13 protein-coding genes and 1 pseudogene are annotated in these 16,560 nt (G+C 57.7%); all 14 read left to right on the top strand.

The features are described from left to right. Positions 1 to 24 precede the first annotated feature (24 nt). The 14 genes and pseudogenes from DPM33_RS17715 to DPM33_RS17645 all read left to right on the top strand — a co-directional run bounded on the left by DPM33_RS17715 (position 25) and on the right by DPM33_RS17645 (position 16,556). Positions 25 to 963: a carbohydrate ABC transporter permease gene (locus DPM33_RS17715; protein ID WP_167449117.1), complete on the top strand. Its 939-nt coding sequence runs from the start codon at positions 25 to 27 to the stop codon at positions 961 to 963. A 9-nt stretch (positions 964 to 972) separates the two neighbouring features. After that, entirely contained in the window at positions 973 to 1,815 is an 843-nt protein-coding gene (locus tag DPM33_RS17710; RefSeq protein WP_112098738.1) for a carbohydrate ABC transporter permease, read from the top strand. A gap of 11 nt (positions 1,816 to 1,826) precedes the next feature. Continuing rightward, the gene (locus tag DPM33_RS37440; RefSeq protein ID WP_281004796.1) at positions 1,827 to 2,891 is read left to right on the top strand and encodes an ABC transporter ATP-binding protein; all 1,065 of its coding nucleotides are present in this window, start codon (positions 1,827 to 1,829) and stop codon (positions 2,889 to 2,891) included. Positions 2,892 to 2,978: 87 nt separating this feature from the next. Continuing rightward, positions 2,979 to 4,496: an aldehyde dehydrogenase family protein gene (locus DPM33_RS17700; RefSeq protein WP_208648421.1), complete on the top strand. Its 1,518-nt coding sequence runs from the start codon at positions 2,979 to 2,981 to the stop codon at positions 4,494 to 4,496. 16 nt (positions 4,497 to 4,512) lie between these two features. Then, on the top strand, positions 4,513 to 5,322 hold the full coding sequence (locus tag DPM33_RS17695) for an aspartate dehydrogenase (RefSeq protein WP_208648420.1): 810 nt from the start codon (positions 4,513 to 4,515) through the stop codon (positions 5,320 to 5,322). Positions 5,323 to 5,390: 68 nt separating this feature from the next. Then, positions 5,391 to 7,010, top strand: coding sequence for a GMC family oxidoreductase (locus tag DPM33_RS17690; RefSeq protein WP_112098736.1), 1,620 nt, complete (start codon positions 5,391 to 5,393; stop codon positions 7,008 to 7,010). 3 nt (positions 7,011 to 7,013) lie between these two features. Further along, complete coding sequence (locus DPM33_RS17685; protein ID WP_112098735.1) at positions 7,014 to 7,505, top strand: hypothetical protein; 492 nt, start codon at positions 7,014 to 7,016, stop codon at positions 7,503 to 7,505. A 476-nt stretch (positions 7,506 to 7,981) separates the two neighbouring features. After that, on the top strand, positions 7,982 to 8,995 hold the full coding sequence (locus DPM33_RS17680) for an AraC family ligand binding domain-containing protein (RefSeq protein ID WP_112098734.1): 1,014 nt from the start codon (positions 7,982 to 7,984) through the stop codon (positions 8,993 to 8,995). An 11-nt stretch (positions 8,996 to 9,006) separates the two neighbouring features. Continuing rightward, positions 9,007 to 10,203, top strand: coding sequence for a CaiB/BaiF CoA transferase family protein (locus tag DPM33_RS17675; RefSeq protein WP_146770276.1), 1,197 nt, complete (start codon positions 9,007 to 9,009; stop codon positions 10,201 to 10,203). A gap of 60 nt (positions 10,204 to 10,263) precedes the next feature. Further along, positions 10,264 to 11,031: an alpha/beta fold hydrolase gene (locus DPM33_RS17670; RefSeq protein WP_112098732.1), complete on the top strand. Its 768-nt coding sequence runs from the start codon at positions 10,264 to 10,266 to the stop codon at positions 11,029 to 11,031. A gap of 62 nt (positions 11,032 to 11,093) precedes the next feature. Then, the gene (locus DPM33_RS17665) at positions 11,094 to 12,761 is read left to right on the top strand and encodes an FAD-dependent oxidoreductase (protein WP_146770275.1); all 1,668 of its coding nucleotides are present in this window, start codon (positions 11,094 to 11,096) and stop codon (positions 12,759 to 12,761) included. 23 nt (positions 12,762 to 12,784) lie between these two features. Continuing rightward, entirely contained in the window at positions 12,785 to 13,573 is a 789-nt protein-coding gene (locus DPM33_RS17660) for an enoyl-CoA hydratase/isomerase family protein (RefSeq protein WP_112098730.1), read from the top strand. A 421-nt stretch (positions 13,574 to 13,994) separates the two neighbouring features. Then, the gene (locus DPM33_RS36285) at positions 13,995 to 15,035 is read left to right on the top strand and encodes a helix-turn-helix domain-containing protein (RefSeq protein WP_167449116.1); all 1,041 of its coding nucleotides are present in this window, start codon (positions 13,995 to 13,997) and stop codon (positions 15,033 to 15,035) included. A gap of 433 nt (positions 15,036 to 15,468) precedes the next feature. After that, positions 15,469 to 16,556 (top strand): annotated as a pseudogene (locus tag DPM33_RS17645) (isocitrate/isopropylmalate dehydrogenase family protein). Positions 16,557 to 16,560 lie beyond the last annotated feature (4 nt).

Here is a 16,560-nt window from a genome sequence, read left to right as displayed (position 1 = left end):
TAGTGAATGGAAATTGTTATGAGCATGACCTCGATTTCCACTCCGCAGGTGGTCGCCGGCGCCGACAAGGCGCAAAGAGCAGGAGAGCGCCATACCGGCTGGCTGCTCCTTACTCCAGCTTTCGTTCTCATGAACGCCGTCGGTTTCTTTCCGATGGTGTATTCGCTCTACATTTCCCTGACCAATTACAATCCAACGCATGGCGGCAACGCTCGCTTTGTCTGGCTGGACAACTATGCAAGTGCCCTGCTGGATATCCAGTTCTGGCATGCCATAGGTCTGACATTCGTATTCGTTACGCTCAGCGTCGGCACCTCGCTCGTGCTCGCTGTGCTATTATCGCTGCTGTTCAATCTGCGTTATCCGGGCTTTTTCTTGCTGCGGACGATCATTCTGATTCCGATGCTGATCACGCCCATCGCGGTGGGGATCGTCTGGCGCATCATGATGATGCCCGATCTGGGAGTGCTCAATTACCTGCTGACCCTTGTCGGACTGCAGCCGCTTCTATGGACCTCGTCCTCCAGCACCGCGCTCCTGTCAATCATTCTGGTGGATATCTGGCAGTGGACGCCCTTCATGTTCCTCATCGTCTTCGCCGGCATATCCGCGCTGCCGAAAAGCCCTTTCGAGGCTGCTGCGATCGACGGCGCAGGTCCGATACGGGTGTTCTTCTCCATCACTTTGCCGCTGCTCAAGCCCGTCATCGTCATCGCGACGCTCCTGCGCATCGTGGACGCCTTCCGCACCTACGACACGACATTCATCATGACTCGCGGCGGCCCCGATTTTGCGACCGATCTCGTCAGCGTCTATCTGCAGAGGATCAATTTCCGCTTCTTCGATCTCGGCTACGGCGCCGCCCTGTCGTGGATCACCCTCCTGATCGTAACGATCATCATATTGATCTTCACGAAGCTCTCCGGATTCACCCGAATAATATCCGAGAAAGAAAACCGCTAGGAGCTGTCAATGTCGATGCAACATGACGCCATTCGCCGCGGTTCCAAGGCGGCTCTAGCGTATGCGCTGGCGCTTCTCGCCACGGCGTTTTTCGCGTTTCCGATCTTCTGGATGTTCACGTCCTCTCTGAAGGGCGACGAGATCATCACGGCGTATCCACCAGTGTGGATTTTCGCCCCCAGTCTCCAAAACTACGTCAAGCTGGTCGAAGACCTGGGAATAATGACAATGTTTATCAACAGCTCGATCATCGTCGGGCTGTCGACTTGCCTTGCGATGATATCCGGGACTCTCGCCGCCTACGCGCTCGCGCGCTTCGACATCAAGAACAAGCAGATGATCGCCTTCGAAGTTCTGTCGATCCGCATGTTGCCCCCGATCGTCAGCGTGGTCCCGATGTTCATCCTGGCTCGCTGGTTGGGCGTCTTCGACACCTATTGGCTGCTGATCGCAGCCTACGCGCTCGCGGGCCTCCCGTTCGTCGTCTGGGTCATGCGCGTCTTCATCCAGGACATCCCGCAATCGATCGAGGAGGCCGCGCTGATCGACGGCTGCTCTCGGGTCGAGGCGTTCTGGCGGGTGACCTTGCCGCTTCTGATGCCTGGGCTCGCAGCGACGATGGTCATCGTCTTCATGTTTGCCTGGAACGAGTTCCTGCTGGCGTCGATGCTCACTTCGAAAGCCGCCAAGACGCTTCCGGTGATCGCGGCAAATACGTTGAACGCAAAATCCATCGCATGGGGCATGGCCTCGGCGGCCGGGGTGGTGATGTCACTGCCGGTTGTCGTGCTCGTCCTGCTGATGCAACGCTATCTGGTTCGCGGCCTGACCTTGGGCGCAGTAAAGGGTTAAAGGAGGCCTTCGTGGGAATTCAAATCAAAGACGTCCGGAAACGTTTCGGCGCACTCACCGTCGTGAACGGAGTGTCGGTCGATATCGCCGAGGGCGAGTTCTTCGTCCTGCTGGGGGAATCGGGCTGCGGCAAGACGACAACCCTGCGCATGGTAGCGGGGCTGGAGCTCCCGACATCGGGCTCGATCCACATCAATGGCAAGGACGTGACCTACGCTGAACCCAGACATCGCGACATCGCGATGGCGTTTCAGGATTATGGGCTATATCCCAACATGACCGTCTACGAGAACATCGCGTTCCCGTTGAAGATTCGCAAAGTATCGAAGGCCGATCAGCGCAGGAAGGTCGAGGAGACGGCCGGTAAGCTGGGGATCTTCAACTACCTCGGTCGGAAGCCCTTCCAATTGTCCGGCGGCCAGCGGCAACGCGTCTCACTGGCTCGCGCCTTGGTGCGAAATCCCAAGGTCTTTCTTATGGACGAGCCGCTCTCGAACCTCGATGCCAAGCTTCGCGCCGTCATGAGGACGGAGATCAAGAAGCTCGTCTCCGAACTCGGCATCACGACGATCTACGTCACGCATGACCAGATCGAGGCTATGTCCATGGCCGACCGGATAGCAGTCATGCGTCATGGCGACATGGTTCAGGTGGGATCGCCCCTGGAAATCTATGACCGGCCTTTGACCCATTTCGTGGCCGACTTCATGGGCTCGCCGCCGATGAACCTTTTCCCCGCGTCCATGACGACGGCCGGTCGTCCCACCGGTGAGGTACGGGAGTTCGTCGACGCGATCCCCGATCACGAGCGGGATCTGATCTCCAGCAGACTCGATGCGTCAGGACAGTTCACCCTGGGTATCCGGCCCGAGCACTTGAAGCTCGTTCAACTCGGTTCGCCAGGGTCCGCGCGCGCGGTCGTGGATTTCGTCGAACCGCTGGGCCAAACGACGAACGTATATCTCACGGCCGGAGAGAAGCGCTTAATCGCAGTCACGGATCGGTGCGTCAGCCATGTCGGCGATGTGGTGGGCGTCTATGCGCCGCCCGAATTCCTGCGCGTCGTCGCCAACTAAAAGCACGTCGCGTCCTGCGGGAGTCTTGGCCGACCGTCCTGGGACGGCGAGGTTTCCGGCGTCCGATCGCACCTATTGAACCATTCCATGGAGGCCATGTTGAAGCCGACCCAAGCCGATCTTTCACCTCGTGTTTACGGCCATTTTATCAATGGTGCCCTCTCCGTTCCTTCGGCGAATCTGATCGACAGGTATTCCCCGGCCAATGGATCGCTGCTCGCGCGCTTTTCGGCCGGCACGCCAAAAGATGTCGACGATGCGGTCGCGGCTGCGTTGAAAGCGTTTACCCACGAAGGCTGGGCGGATTTGAGCGGGACCGCTCGCGCCAAGTTGCTCAACAGGTTTGGCGACCTGATTGCCGAGAATGCGGAGCGTCTCGTTCGACTGGAAGCCGAGGAAGCGTCTAAAGCCATCAGGATGTCGGCTCACGAGTTGGTCATGGTCGTAGAGATGACCCGTTTTGCCGCCTCCCTCGCTCTTACGGCAAAGGGCGAAGCGCATACCCACCTTGGCCCTGAGGCTCTTGGACTCGTCACGAAGGAGCCGTCCGGCGTCGTCGGAATGATCGTGCCGTGGAATTTCCCACTCGTGTGCCTCTTCCAGAAGCTCCCATACGCGCTTGCGGCCGGATGCACGGTGGTCATCAAGCCGGCGGAGCTGACGTCCAGCACCACACTCGAAATCGCGAAACTGGCAACCGAGGCCGGTATTCCGGCCGGAGTCGTCAACGTCGTGACCGGCAGGGGAGCCGTCGTCGGCGAGGCGCTGACCAGCCACGCGGATGTCTCGATGATCTCGTTTACCGGTTCCACCGCGGTGGGCCGGAAGATCGGCGGAAAGTGCGGCGAAAGCGTAAAGCGCGTAGCCCTGGAACTCGGAGGAAAAGGCGCGAACATCGTGTTCGCCGACGCCGACCTCGAGGCTGCATTGGACGGGGTTCTTCTGAGTTTCGTCTTCAACCAGGGCGAGGTTTGCGCGGCCGGTGCCCGCCTGATCATCGAAGACAGCGTCGCAGACGCGTTCGTTGCAAAGCTTGCCGAGCGTGCGAAGCGGATCAAGGTCGGTCATCCGCTCGACAAAGAAGCGGACATGAGCGCGCTCATACACGAGCACCACATGAACAAGGTTCTCGGCTACGTCGCTGGAGCCAAGGAGCAAGGGGCGGTCGTGATCTGCGGCGGGCAACGCCTCTCCGGCGACACATACGATGACGGCTACTTCGTCGGTCCGACGATTCTGGGCGAGGTCACGGCGGACATGCGCGTCTTCCAGGAGGAGATTTTCGGACCGGTTCTTTGCGTCACCAAATTCAAGAGCCCGGAAGAAGCGGTCCATCTCGCGAATTCAACGGATTATGGCCTGGCCAACGGGGTGTGGAGCAAGGATGTCGACAAGCTTCTCTCGACCGCACGCAAGCTGAAGTCGGGGACTGTCTTCGCCAACACCTATTTCGAGGGCGGCGTACAATTGCCGCAAGGCGGCGTCAAACAAAGCGGCTTCGGCCGGGAGAACGGTCTGGATGCGCTTCATGAATATATGGAGACCAAGCAGACGTTCGTGAAGCTTGGCGTTCGACAGCCCGCGCTCGCTCACACCATCGCCTAGCCCAGGAGGATTTGCTTTGTCAGACGAGAAAAAGCGCCTTGCTCTGATCGGCTTTGGGGCGATGGCCCGCAGCCTTCAGGCGTCGTTTCAAAAGTCTGGTGGCGAGTTCGCCCTTGCGGCGACACTGGTTCCTCCGGACCTGGCGCCAGCGCCGCACGAACTCGGCGGCGTCAGGCTTTTCACGAATGTCGCGGACCTGATTGCGTGGCGCCCATCGCTCGTCATCGAATGCGCGAGCCACGAGGCTGTCCGCGACTTTGTTCCGACCCTGCTGAGGAACGGGCTTCACACGATTATCGTATCGGTGGGCAGCCTGGGCGATAAGACGCTGTTTCAAAGTCTCAAGGCCGCTGCGACGGAAGGCCGAAGCCGCCTGACAGCGGTGTCGGGTGCGATCGGCGGGCTTGATGTCCTCAGGTCCGCGAGAAGCGCCGGCCTAAGCTCCGTCGCCTACACCGGAATGAAGCCCCCCAATGCCTGGCTCGGCACACCGGCCGCGGATGCCATGGATCTGGCAGCCCTCGAAGAACCGACGGTAATCTTTAAGGGCAACGCAGAACAGGCCGCACTGCTGTATCCGAAGAATGCTAATGTCACGGCAGCGGTAGCACTCGCCGGCAACGGTTTTGAGGCTACCGAGGTCATACTTATCGCAGATCCCGCTCTGACTCGGAATTGTCACAGAGTGGACGCGAAAGGCGCCTTCGGCAGTTTCTCGATTGAGCTTCAAAACGAACCATTACCAGATAATCCAAAGACGTCTTGGCTAGCCGCTTTAAGCATTGAAGAGGCGATCTTTCGTCACTTCAGGTCCGTCGACGTTTAGCAACACAATGATACGAGACCGACGACGCTAATCGTCAAAGGCTTCACACACAGAATGGGTTCGAGAACATGAATGGCGACACAGGACAGGAAGGCATCTATGATGCTGTAATAATTGGTTCAGGTCCGTCAGGGGCCATTACCGCCCATGCTCTTGCACTCGCTGGATTTCGTGTCCTGTGTTTGGAACAAGGTGATTACGCACTCCCATCAGACTATGCGGCCAATTTCGACATGTGGGAGCTCGTGGCACGGGGCCACTGGCAAGCTGAGCCCAACCACCGGCGCAATCCTGCCGATTACCCACTTGAGGTGTCGGAGACGGATCTAGCGCCTTCGATGTACAACGCAGTAGGCGGTTCGACCGTCCATTTCAGTGCCCTGTGGTCACGTTTGGCGCCTTCAGATTTCCGAGTGCGAAGCTTGGATGGCGTTGCTGAAGACTGGCCGATCGACTACGCGGAATTGTCACCCTTCTACGATGAAGTTGACAATTTCATTGGTGTGTCAGGCTTGGAAGGCGATCCAGCCTATCCCGAGGGCTATGCCCCCAAAATGCCGCCGATGCCTCTCGGCAAGCATGGCATGAAGGCCGCCCAATCGATGAATGCACTCGGGTGGCATTGGTGGCCTCATTCCAATGCCATACCAAGTCAGAAGATTGGTTCGCTTGAGGCTTGCGCGCGTTGGGGAACATGCACTCAAGGCTGCCCGGAAGGAGCCAAGGCTTCATTCGACCTGGCCTATTGGCCAGCAGCCATCAAGGCAGGCGCGAAGTTAATCACCGGTGCTCGCGTCTCCAATATCGTGGTCGATGAAACGGGCGCTGCGACGGGGGCAGCATGGATTAAGGAGGGAATGGAATATCGGACCCGAGCGCGGACTGTGGTTCTCTGCGCTAACGGTATTGGAACGCCGCGGCTACTTCTTCTATCGGCGTCGGAGAAGCACCCTCACGGGCTCGCAAATTCGTCAGGCCTCGTTGGCAAAAACCTTATGCTCCATCCGAATTGCGCCGTTTTCGGCTACTATGACGAAGATATGGAGTCTTGGCGCGGACCCGCTGGATCTGCTGTCAGCTCAATGCAGTTTTTCGAAACCGATCCGAGCCGCGGTTTTGTCCGCGGCGCCAAGCTGCACGCATGTCCGACCCCTGGACTCCTTATGACCGGCATCGATCCCCATCGGCTTCTGAAGTTCGACGCCCTTTGGGGACAGAATTTTCACAAGGTCCTCAGAGAGGCACGCAACTCACTCATGTGGGGTGCAAATATTGACGATCTGCCGGAAGAGAGCAACCGCGTCACGCTCGATCCCAACCTGACGGACACAGACGGGATTGCAGCTCCGAAAATTCGGTATCGCTATAGCGACAACACGCTGAAGATCAGAGAGTTTACCGTTGCCCGCATGGTGGACATCCACAAAGCCGGCGGCGCCAGAAAAATTATTGAAGTTCCTGACTTGCAGGGCGAACCGGGACATCTTTTGGGTACAGCGAGGATGGGCTCGGACCCCAAGACTTCGGTAGTCGACAAATTCGGCCGCGCACACGACGTGCCTAATCTGGTAATTTCAGACGGCAGCATTTTCGTTACTGGCGGCTCTGCAAACCCAACCAGCACTATAGCGGCACTCGCGCTTCGCAATGCTAAAGAACTCATTCGGAACCTGAAGGAAGGTGCTTAAGTGATGAACGATATGAGAGGGTCCCGTGAAAAGCGCCTGTCTGTCTCGCGGCCCAGCGCTGCACCTCCGCGTGCCTTCACTGAAGCGGAACTCCAGACGCTCCGCATCGTTGCCGATACGTTGATCCCCCCTGACGGAGATTTTCGTTCCGGCAGTACGCTTTCCAAATTCGACCAGCTGGTCACGGCGGCCGCTGCGATTCTGGATAGGCATTTCGACATGTTGACGGGCCTTCTCGCAGAGCTGCGCGCCACGCCTCAGACGGAGATGTGGGAGAGGCTGAAGAGACTCGAGGTGGAAAATGGAGAAGCGTTTTACGTTCTATCCACGCTGCTCGTCGGCGCGTACATCTACTCGGATGAAATGAAGGCAGAACTCAAATATCCTGCACCTCATCGCAACCCTCCGAGTTTGTTTGACGCAGCAGACGAACTCTCCAGCGGAATTCTGGATCCTGTGCTGGAACGTGGCCCAATCTATCGAGCGGTGGAGTGACGCGCCGTCATCGCGACCTCGTTCTTGCCTATGGCATGATGAAGCGCATTTCCGGTTGCTGTACCATAACAGCCCCCCAGCGGGCGCTTTCTTGCCCTCAAGTGGCACATGCAATGAGAGCCAAAGCACCGGGGCGGTCGCCGCCGCAACGGGCGCATTGAGAGCATGTTTCTAAACGCGTGAACCCCCTTCGACATTAAAAGCGCGAGCAACGCTTCGCGGCGGACGGGTTCGGTCTGCAGCGCTGTTCGCTGCCGAGTGCGGTCCGGGATTTAGGGTCTCGAATGTCATATGCTTATGCCGGCATAGCTGCAGTAATCCGATCGATCAGATCGTCCTATCTATTCTTGGATAATGCAATTGCTTGTCGGTGCCTGGCATGGTTTGCCTAGAGAGGCTGCGTAGGGAGCCAGGTGCATCCATCTCCGCAGTCGACGCGCGCGTCATCAGCTACTGACAGGGGTGCTTAGACCGTCATGAATACTGCAAAACAGGTCGAAACCAGCGACGCGAGGAAGCGCCAAGCTATCGTCGTGAAGGCGACCGACGGTGTGGAAGTCGACTTGGGTATCGGCGTCAACTGTGTCGTGCGCGTGAAGGTGGGACCGCTGGACCCCGACTACACTCATTTCTCTGTGGTAGGCCTGGAACTGCTCAAAGACGGATATCTCAACTTCCACAGCCATATGTTCAGCGAACGAGTTGTGATCTGTAGCCGTGGGGCAGGGCGCGTTTATGCCGAAGGTCGGCAGCATCTAGTTTCTAAAGGCACAACGATGTTCTGGGGCAATGGTTTCCCGGTCAAGGTCGAGCAGGACGGGGAGGACCCGCTGCTATTGTCGGTGATCGCTTTGCCCCCTGGGCCCGAATCCCGGTTTGATCTATTTGGCTACACATCGGAACGCCAGATGGATCTGACCAAGCTTCGCGAGATCGTCGGTATTCGGCTCCAGGCTGAAGACAGCGCTCACGCAGCTAGTGGCCGCTTCGTCATCGTCCACGACGAAGAGGGTGACGAGTATTGGCAGGCAGCTCCAAGCCTCGGTGTTGTAAGCATAATGATGGCCCCCCCTATACTGCCGGTCACACATTTCTGTGTAGCGTCCCAACTTCTGGATCCCGGTGCCTTCGTCCGCCCGCACGGTCATGTGTTGTCGGAGGAGATTGTGATTGTCACGGAGGGATCCGGTCTGGCAGTCGTGGAGGGGGTGGAATATGAGATTGCCGCCGGCGACCTTGTAGTGCTGCCGCCCCCACTCATACACAACTTCATAAATAACACCGAAAAGCCGCTCAAATACTGCGGGGTGTTCCTGCCGCCCAGTGTGGAAGGCGCGTTGCGGGAGACGGGTATCCGCAAGTTGCCCGGGCAGCCGCGTCCGGAGGTGAAACGAAATCCAATGACGGAGCGGCTGTTGGTCGAAAAATACGGGTTCATTATTCCGGGAGTTTCTCCAAAAGAAACCGCCCCCGCGAAACGCCTTAATTGAAGGAGCGCGAAGTGACTCTTCCCCTGGAAGGAATTCGTGTCTGCGATCTGTCGCAGATCATGTTCGGACCCTGCGGCACCCAGATTCTGGGTGACTTCGGCGCTGATATCATCAAGATCGAGAAGCCCGGCATCGGCGACCTAAGCAGGGGTATCGATCGGTTTCGGGACCGTCCAGATCAGGAAAGCGCCAATTTCCTGGCGATGAACCGGAACAAGAAAAGCATCGTGATCGACGTGAAGTCGGATGAGGGCCGGGCCCTTCTGAAGGAAATCGCGATCAAGTCTGACGTCTTCGTCCACAATTTCAGACCGGGCGTGGTCGAACGGATGGGGCTCGGATACGACGATATCAAGGCGCTCAAGCCGGATATCATCTACGTTGCCGGTTCAGGGTTTGGCGCCGACGGGCCTCTCGCGGACAAAGGCGGAATGGATTTCGTCGCCCAGGCGATTTCCGGCATTGCCCATGGCAACAAGGATTCTAACGGCAAACCACAATTGTTTCCGGTATCGGCATCCGATTTCTCATCCGGAATGCTGCTGGTCCAGGCTGTGCTGCTCGCGCTCCTGCACCGGGGCCGAACAGGCGAAGGCCAGAAGATCGAAATAAACCTCCTTGACGTCTACATGGTGATGCAGCAGCAGGAAGTGACTCAAAAGCTTCGAACGGGGAAGGATTTCAATCCACTCGTTCAAGACCCTATGGACATTTTCGCCACTGCGGACGGCTTCATATCGGTTATCGCGGTTTTCAAGCCGAATCCGGTCTCGGATATCTGCCGTGCGCTCGAAATTGCCGACATAACGGTCGAACCCGAATTCGCCACGCTCGCCTTGCAAATGAGCAATCGCAAGGAATATCGCCGGCGAATGGCCGAGGGCTTTGCGAAATTTAGCACCGAAGAATGTGCTCGGCGGCTCGACAAGGTCGATATTCTAAACAGCCCGGTTCTCGCGCTCGATGAGACGCTTGCTCATCCGCAAGTTCACCATAACGATATCATGATCGAACTCGATCACCCGACTGCGGGCGTCGTGAAGACCGTAGGCAACGCTATCAAGTCGTCGGCATATCCCAGGATTTCTCGCAACCCTCCGCCCGTTCTTGGCCAGCACTCCACCGAAGTCTTGCGTGAACTGGGCTATGGTGAAGACAGGATTGCGGAACTGATTGCACAACGTATCGTAAATCAGGCCCGTATCTGACCGGCGTCATTTCGGATCTCCTGTCGTACGACGGTATCTAGAAGGTTCGGGGTTTGCGAGATGACGCTGGCTTACAATCGCGAAGGCGATGGTCCGCACGCAGTACTGCTCATGACCGGGCTTGGCGGACATGCCGAGTTCTGGAACGGCCTGCGGCATGATCTGTCGCCGTCGCACACCGTTATCAGTTTCGACCAAAGGGGGTGTGGCCGCAATTCGGACCTGCCGGGCGATCATACGCTCGCCGAGATCGTGGCAGATGCCATCGACATTCTCGACGACGCCGGGCTCGCCAAGGTCTCGCTGGTGGGCCATTCCATGGGCGGGGTCGTTGCACAATGTCTCGTGCTGGATCATGCCAACCGTTTCAGCGCTGTCGTTTTCAGCGGCACGTTCTGCGCCTTCGACTGGTACATGGAATTGGTTGGGGACCTTCGCAACCAGGTTCTGAACGACGCCGGCCCAGAAGCCTACAGCAAACTGTCGGCACTTTTGGCGATGCCTGGCGGCAATGTGTTGGACGCCGATTATGACCTCAAGTCTCGCGTGAAGCGGCCGGCCAAAATGCCAAGCGCGGTCGTCGAAGCGCGTCAACGTGCACCGTACAACTTCGACCGACGGGGCGAATTGGGCTCAATCACCATCCCGAGCCTTGTGGTCGGCGCTGCTGACGATATGTTGGCGCCGCTCTATCAATCCAGGGATATTGCAAGCCTGATACCTAACGCTCAGCTTGAAGTCATGGATGGCGGGCACTTCTTCCCTCTCACGCGTTCACAAATCTACGCTGAGAAGCTCCGAAAATTCCTGGGAAGCGTCCGCCCGTAAATTGCGCTGTAGAGGGGCCTGTTCGACAGGGTGGCTTACTCGATTCAGCCAAGGAGTTGTCGTTGGGTGACTATATGCAAAGAACATCAACGTTGGATATGCCAGACAGCGATGTGACCGACGTCATCGTGGTCGGGACGGGGGCCGCGGCCCTCACGGCAGCGCTGACCGCTGCAGTTGGGGGCAAGACAGTCAGGATCATCGAGAAGACGACGAAGATTGGCGGCACCAGCGCGATGTCGGGGGGCCTCACCTGGGTCCCTGCCAACCCTCAAGCCGCAGCGGCAGGGGCGTCGGATACACCCGAAGAAGCGCTCGAATATATCAGGGCGACCGCTCCTGCAGGCTGGGCGGAAGCCGAAGACAAGCTATGGGAGAGCATGGTGCATGCTGGACCCGCAATGCTCGATCTCGTGGACCGGCATAGTCTAGTACGCTTCAAGGTGGCCAATATCGCCGATCCGTTCATGGATAAACCTGGCGCCAAGGCGTGGGGTCGGGTTCTGACCCTCGAGCCGATCAGCAAGAAGATCCTCGGCCGATACAGAAGAAGTATCCGCCGCTCGACCCTGCCTCAGCGCATTACCGTGGGCGAGACGGTAGCGGCAAGAATCGATCGCCAACCTGTTCGAGGTATGCTGCGGTGCATGCCGACGCTGGTTCACCGCTGGTTCACCGACTCCATCGCGCAAGGCAATGCCCTGATCGTCGGGCTGCTGAAGGGCTGCCTGAACCATGGATGTCGGATTCATCTGTCCACGCGCGCCCTCTCGCTCGTCACGGATCCTGCCAGTGGGGCAGTCAGAGGTGTCGAGGTCGAGCATGACGGTACTTCTGAAACCTACTACGCCCGTCTTGGCGTGGTCCTGGCGACCGGCGGCTTCGAGTGGAACGCTCAGATGCTGGCGGAATACTATCCCAGTGAAGTGGACTTTCTGAGCAGTCCGAGCAGCAACGAGGGAGACGGGCACAGGATGGCCAAGGCGGCGGGCGCCGCCTTCGCTCATATGGATCAGGGCAATGTCGTCATCCAGCCTCCGATCCGCTACGAAGGAGAGTTGCATGGGCTTCCTCTGCGCATCCATGCGGAGCCTGATGCCATTATCGTCGACAAGGCAGGCCGACGCTTCGCCAGCGAATACGAATACTGGGTCTACGACCGCATCATGGAGCGAGATGAAGCGGGCGAGCTCCGCTATCAGCCCGCTTGGGTGATCAGCCATTGGCCAATGGTGAAACGCACCCCATTGATACGCTATTGTCGCCTCTTCAAGTCAGGGTGGCTTGTGACAGCCCAATCTCTCGAAAAGCTTGCCGAGCGTACCGGCCTTCCTGCAGCGAACCTTGTGGAGACGGTTTCGCGGTTCAACGGTTTTGCACGGTCCGGCAAGGATGCCGACTTTGGTCGTGGCGAGAGCCTCTATGAGCAGGAGTTGGCCAAGAGTCTGGGGCTGATGCAGGAAATTGCGCGGCCGCCATTTGTCGCCTACCGTTTCAAACCTTCGCTTCTCGGCACCAAAGGCGGCGTCCGCACCAACCATCTTGGCCAGGCCCTGCGGGCCGACGGCAGCGTCATTGATGGACTTTATTGTTGCGGAAACGTCATGGCCAGTCCCACCGGGGCGAAACCGCCAAGTCAGGGCGGTACGACCATTGGAAGCTACATGACCTGGGGGTATATCTGCTCCATGGCCATCATCCGGTCTTCCGACGGGCATGTGAAGAAATAGAAGAAACTGTTGGAGATTGTTTGATGAGTGACGATTTTTCGGGCAATGTTGTTGTCGAGCGCCCGTCGGATTTTGTGGCGCTGATCCGATTCAACCGGCTGGACAAGAAGAACGCCCTTCACAGCTCGATGATTGTCGAATTAGGCAGGGTATTGTCACGGTTTCAGGATGATGATGCCATTCGCTGCGTCGTTCTGACTGGTACCGAGGATTTTTTTGCTGCCGGGGCCGACATCAAGGAGATGGTGTCTTTCGGGCCGCTGGACGTTGCAAATGCTCCGGCGCGAGTGGCCGCGTGGGCGGCGATCGAGCGCTTCAAGAAGCCGATCATTGCCGCCGTCAACGGCGTCGCGTTCGGAGCGGGATGCGAGCTTGCCCTTCTGTCCGATTTCATCATAGCAGGCGACAATGCGCAGTTCGGGCAGCCTGAAGTCAGGCTTGGCAGCATGCCTGGCGACGGCGGCACCCAACGGCTTCCGCGGAAGCTGTCGCCTAATCTGGCTGCTTATCTGACGATCACAGGCGAAGCGATCGGCGCCGAGCAGGCAGCGAGACTTGGACTGGTCGTCGAAGTGGTGTCGCCCGCCGAAACCGTCGATCGCGCCGTTGCTATAGCTTCCGTGGTCTCGTCCCGCCCGCCGCTTGCTGTCCAGGCCATCAAATCCTGCATCAATGCGGCTGTGGGAGCGAACGACCACAACGGACTAGCTTTCGAACGAGATGCTGTGAACCGGCTTGCGATGACGGCGGACGCGAAAGAGGGGATGAAGGCGTTCGCCGAAAAGCGGCCCCCAAACTTCACGGGTCAATAATTTGGAGCGGCATGGCGGCCGCTGGTGTGTCGTGCTACCGCCGCAGGTTCGTTGCCACGAGGATGTTGCCGTGACTGAGCGAAAGTTGGATTGCGATTGTAGACTTGGATCGTTAGTGCCCCAATATCACTACGTGAATTGAGTAGCCGCGGCGGGTATGCTCCGGGCGGATCCAGCCCATGATCGAACACGCTTTGGACAAACTCGCAAGCCTGAAGCGCGCCGGCTGACCTGACGAGAAAAACAAAAAGCATCATGCAAATCGGCGCGCTGAGCATCGCATTCATCTTGATCGACCATCCGCCAAGACCGGCGCGAAATCACTTTCGCGCCTCAAGGCGCTGATGGTAATATCCAACAACCGGTTGGACATTCTTGAGGACCGCGCCGTTGGTTGTGGAGAGCTGAGGAGCGACATGTGATGCAAGGGACAACGAAGCGGCCTGCCAAGGGCTCAAACCTTACGCCAGCTTACTCGCTTTATGGTGAGAGTTCGGAATTTGGCAAGTCAATCTTTTCGAATGCAGAGTCAATTCTAGTTAGAAGTAACAACCTGCAGTCAAACATAGACCTTCATGTGCATTTAGACCTATATCAGTTTGTATATATTTCGGAAGGCCGTTCGAAGCTTGTCTCCACGGATGGAGAGTATGATATTGGAAAACACAGCCTTGTTATGATACCTCCCAATATTGAGCATGGGTTCTCTTCCTACATTGAGACAAATACCTTTGGGCATGTAATAACTGTTAGCGAAGTGTATTTCGACAGGCTCGCGCAGCGGGGAACTCTTGCCAAGGATATAACTAAGTGCATTACAATCATCGAGAATATTGAGTCGGAGCGCAATCCAGAAGTGCTTACGGCAATAGAGCGCATAATATATGAGCACAAATCGGAAAATTATCCATTCATTCTTGCGCGAGAGGCGGCCGTACTTTTGTTCATCGTCGAGTTCCTTCGGCTGGTTGCTGAGCGAAACGCGCTCCAATTCGGTCTTAAAACGAGCGATGCAGCCAGTTTTTCAGATAAAACGAAAATAGAAGTTCTGTCCAATCTTATTGATATGCATCACAAGATTCAAAAGAATGTACAATTCTATGCTGATCGAATGAATATGTCTGTATCTAATCTTAACAAGATTTCGGTCCAATCAACTGGAAAGACGGTGCACCGCAACATAAAGGAGCGGATTTTGGAAAAGGCCAAGTCGTATTTGTCGAATACAAACGTGAGCGTCAAAGAGATATCATTCACTCTTGGATTCGAGGACCCGGCTTACTTCACTCGATTTTTTACGACGAATACCGGAGTGCCGCCGTTGGCTTTTCGCCGTCTATCATTGCGAGCCCTAGAAGTTAGCCGCGTGCCTTCAGATGAAGCATCCGGTGATGCCGATAAGGACCCGCAGCATTTTTCACAATGGGATCGATCTTCGGAAGTTACCGCGCTGATGTCCTGATCATCGGCATACGGAACGATACGAGAAGCTCTCTGATTTTGGCCTGCGAAAAACCCAACGAAATCAATGACTTTGAAGCTTGGTATGGACCATTATTATGGTTATCTATCAATAGCTTAGAGTCTTTTCTTGCGTGGATTGGCTAAGCTCGTAATGGCGAATCTCCGCGCGTCGGCTTGATCTTGTTGACTTGTGGCGGCTCCGAGGCCCATCAGATGGCACCAGCGTGTCTCTTTTGTCGTGGCAAGCCAGATGGCTGCCGGCGCCCTCGTGTCGATGCGTCGCTGATTTCCGAGGCGGGCGGATCCCGGTCGCCTGGATGTGCAGAATGAGGCTCTTATCGCGGGCAGGACACCTAACCACGCAACGAGGCATCGGCTTCGGATAGGACCCTGCGCGCCGGCAAACTGCACAGCGTGTCAGAAAAACGAAATTGTCCACCGACGCTCCAGCCGAGCCGACCTTCCAGGCCTGCCGGGCGGCGGATGCGATCCTGCATGGCGCCGGCGGCCTGCCTGGAGTGGTCTATCCGGACGGCACGGAAGTCGGCCTCGACTTCACGCTGAAGCTGCGCTTCGAGCTCGACCTCTACGCCAACATCCGTCCGATCCGGCTGTTCGAGGGCGTGCAAGCCCGTTGAACGGCATCAAGGCCGGCGACATCGACTACATCATCCTGCGCGAAAACAGCGAGGGGCTTTACGCAGCGCGCGGGGCAGGAGCGCTGCTGCGCGGCGAGGTCGCCGTCGACACGCTGGTGCAGACACGCGACGGCATCGAGCGCATCGTGCGCAAGGCGTTCGAGTTGGCGCGCCAATCGAACGGCGCGCCACGCGACGGCGTCAGGAGGGTGACATGCTGCGACAAGGCCAACGTGCTGCGCAGCTACGCCTTCTTCCGATCCGTCTTCGACGAGGTGGCGACGGGATACCCCGACATCGTCGCCGAACATGCGCTGATCGATGCCATGGCCATGCATCTCGTGCTGAAGCCCGGCCATTTCGATGTCATCGTCAGTGAGAACATGTTCGGCGACATCCTCTCCGACCTCGCGGCGGCGACGGTCGGCGGAATGGGAATGGCGCCCTCGGCCGAGGTCGGCGATACGAAGGGCTTCTTCCAGGCCGCGCATGGGTCCGCGCCGGACATTGCCGGCAAGGGCATTGCCAATCCCTATGGCACGATCCTGTCGGCGGCGGCGATGCTCGACTGGCTCGGGCGCGGATATGACGACGAAAGGCTGCTCCGCGCCGCCGAACACATCCGCCGCGTGACGGAAGCATGTCTGGCAGGCGGGTTGCTCAGCGCCGATCTCAAGGGGAAATCAATCGACTGCCGAGATCACCGGGAAAGTCTGCGACCGGCTCGCGGCCTGAGGCTATGGGGCAGCTTGGTCGCTGCGTTTCGGTATAAGATTTTCGCCGGCTGGCGCGCCGCCGAGCTGAGGTTGGCGCTCCCAACCGAAGGCAAAGGTCCCGCGTTCGGATCGCGGCGAGTGCGCCATTTACCGCCGGAAGCGTAGCGTC

The sequence above is a fragment of the Mesorhizobium hawassense genome (genome assembly GCF_003289945.1).
GTDB lineage: Bacteria > Pseudomonadota > Alphaproteobacteria > Rhizobiales > Rhizobiaceae > Mesorhizobium > Mesorhizobium hawassense.
The sequence above is the reverse complement of the archived record's forward strand: the minus strand, read 5'-3'. Positions and strand labels throughout refer to the sequence as shown.

Bases quoted from the DNA above. Each gene is read 5' to 3' on its own strand.
- DPM33_RS17685 (WP_112098735.1), top strand. From the start codon at position 7,014: ATGAACGATATGAGAGGGTCCCGTGAAAAGCGCCTGTCTGTCTCGCGG.
- DPM33_RS17660 (WP_112098730.1), top strand. From the start codon at position 12,785: ATGAGTGACGATTTTTCGGGCAATGTTGTTGTCGAGCGCCCGTCGGAT.
- DPM33_RS17715 (WP_167449117.1), top strand. From the start codon at position 25: ATGACCTCGATTTCCACTCCGCAGGTGGTCGCCGGCGCCGACAAGGCG.
- DPM33_RS17680 (WP_112098734.1), top strand. From the start codon at position 7,982: ATGAATACTGCAAAACAGGTCGAAACCAGCGACGCGAGGAAGCGCCAA.
- DPM33_RS17700 (WP_208648421.1), top strand. From the start codon at position 2,979: ATGGAGGCCATGTTGAAGCCGACCCAAGCCGATCTTTCACCTCGTGTT.
- DPM33_RS36285 (WP_167449116.1), top strand. From the start codon at position 13,995: ATGCAAGGGACAACGAAGCGGCCTGCCAAGGGCTCAAACCTTACGCCA.
- DPM33_RS17690 (WP_112098736.1), top strand. From the start codon at position 5,391: ATGAATGGCGACACAGGACAGGAAGGCATCTATGATGCTGTAATAATT.
- DPM33_RS17710 (WP_112098738.1), top strand. From the start codon at position 973: ATGTCGATGCAACATGACGCCATTCGCCGCGGTTCCAAGGCGGCTCTA.
- DPM33_RS17670 (WP_112098732.1), top strand. From the start codon at position 10,264: ATGACGCTGGCTTACAATCGCGAAGGCGATGGTCCGCACGCAGTACTG.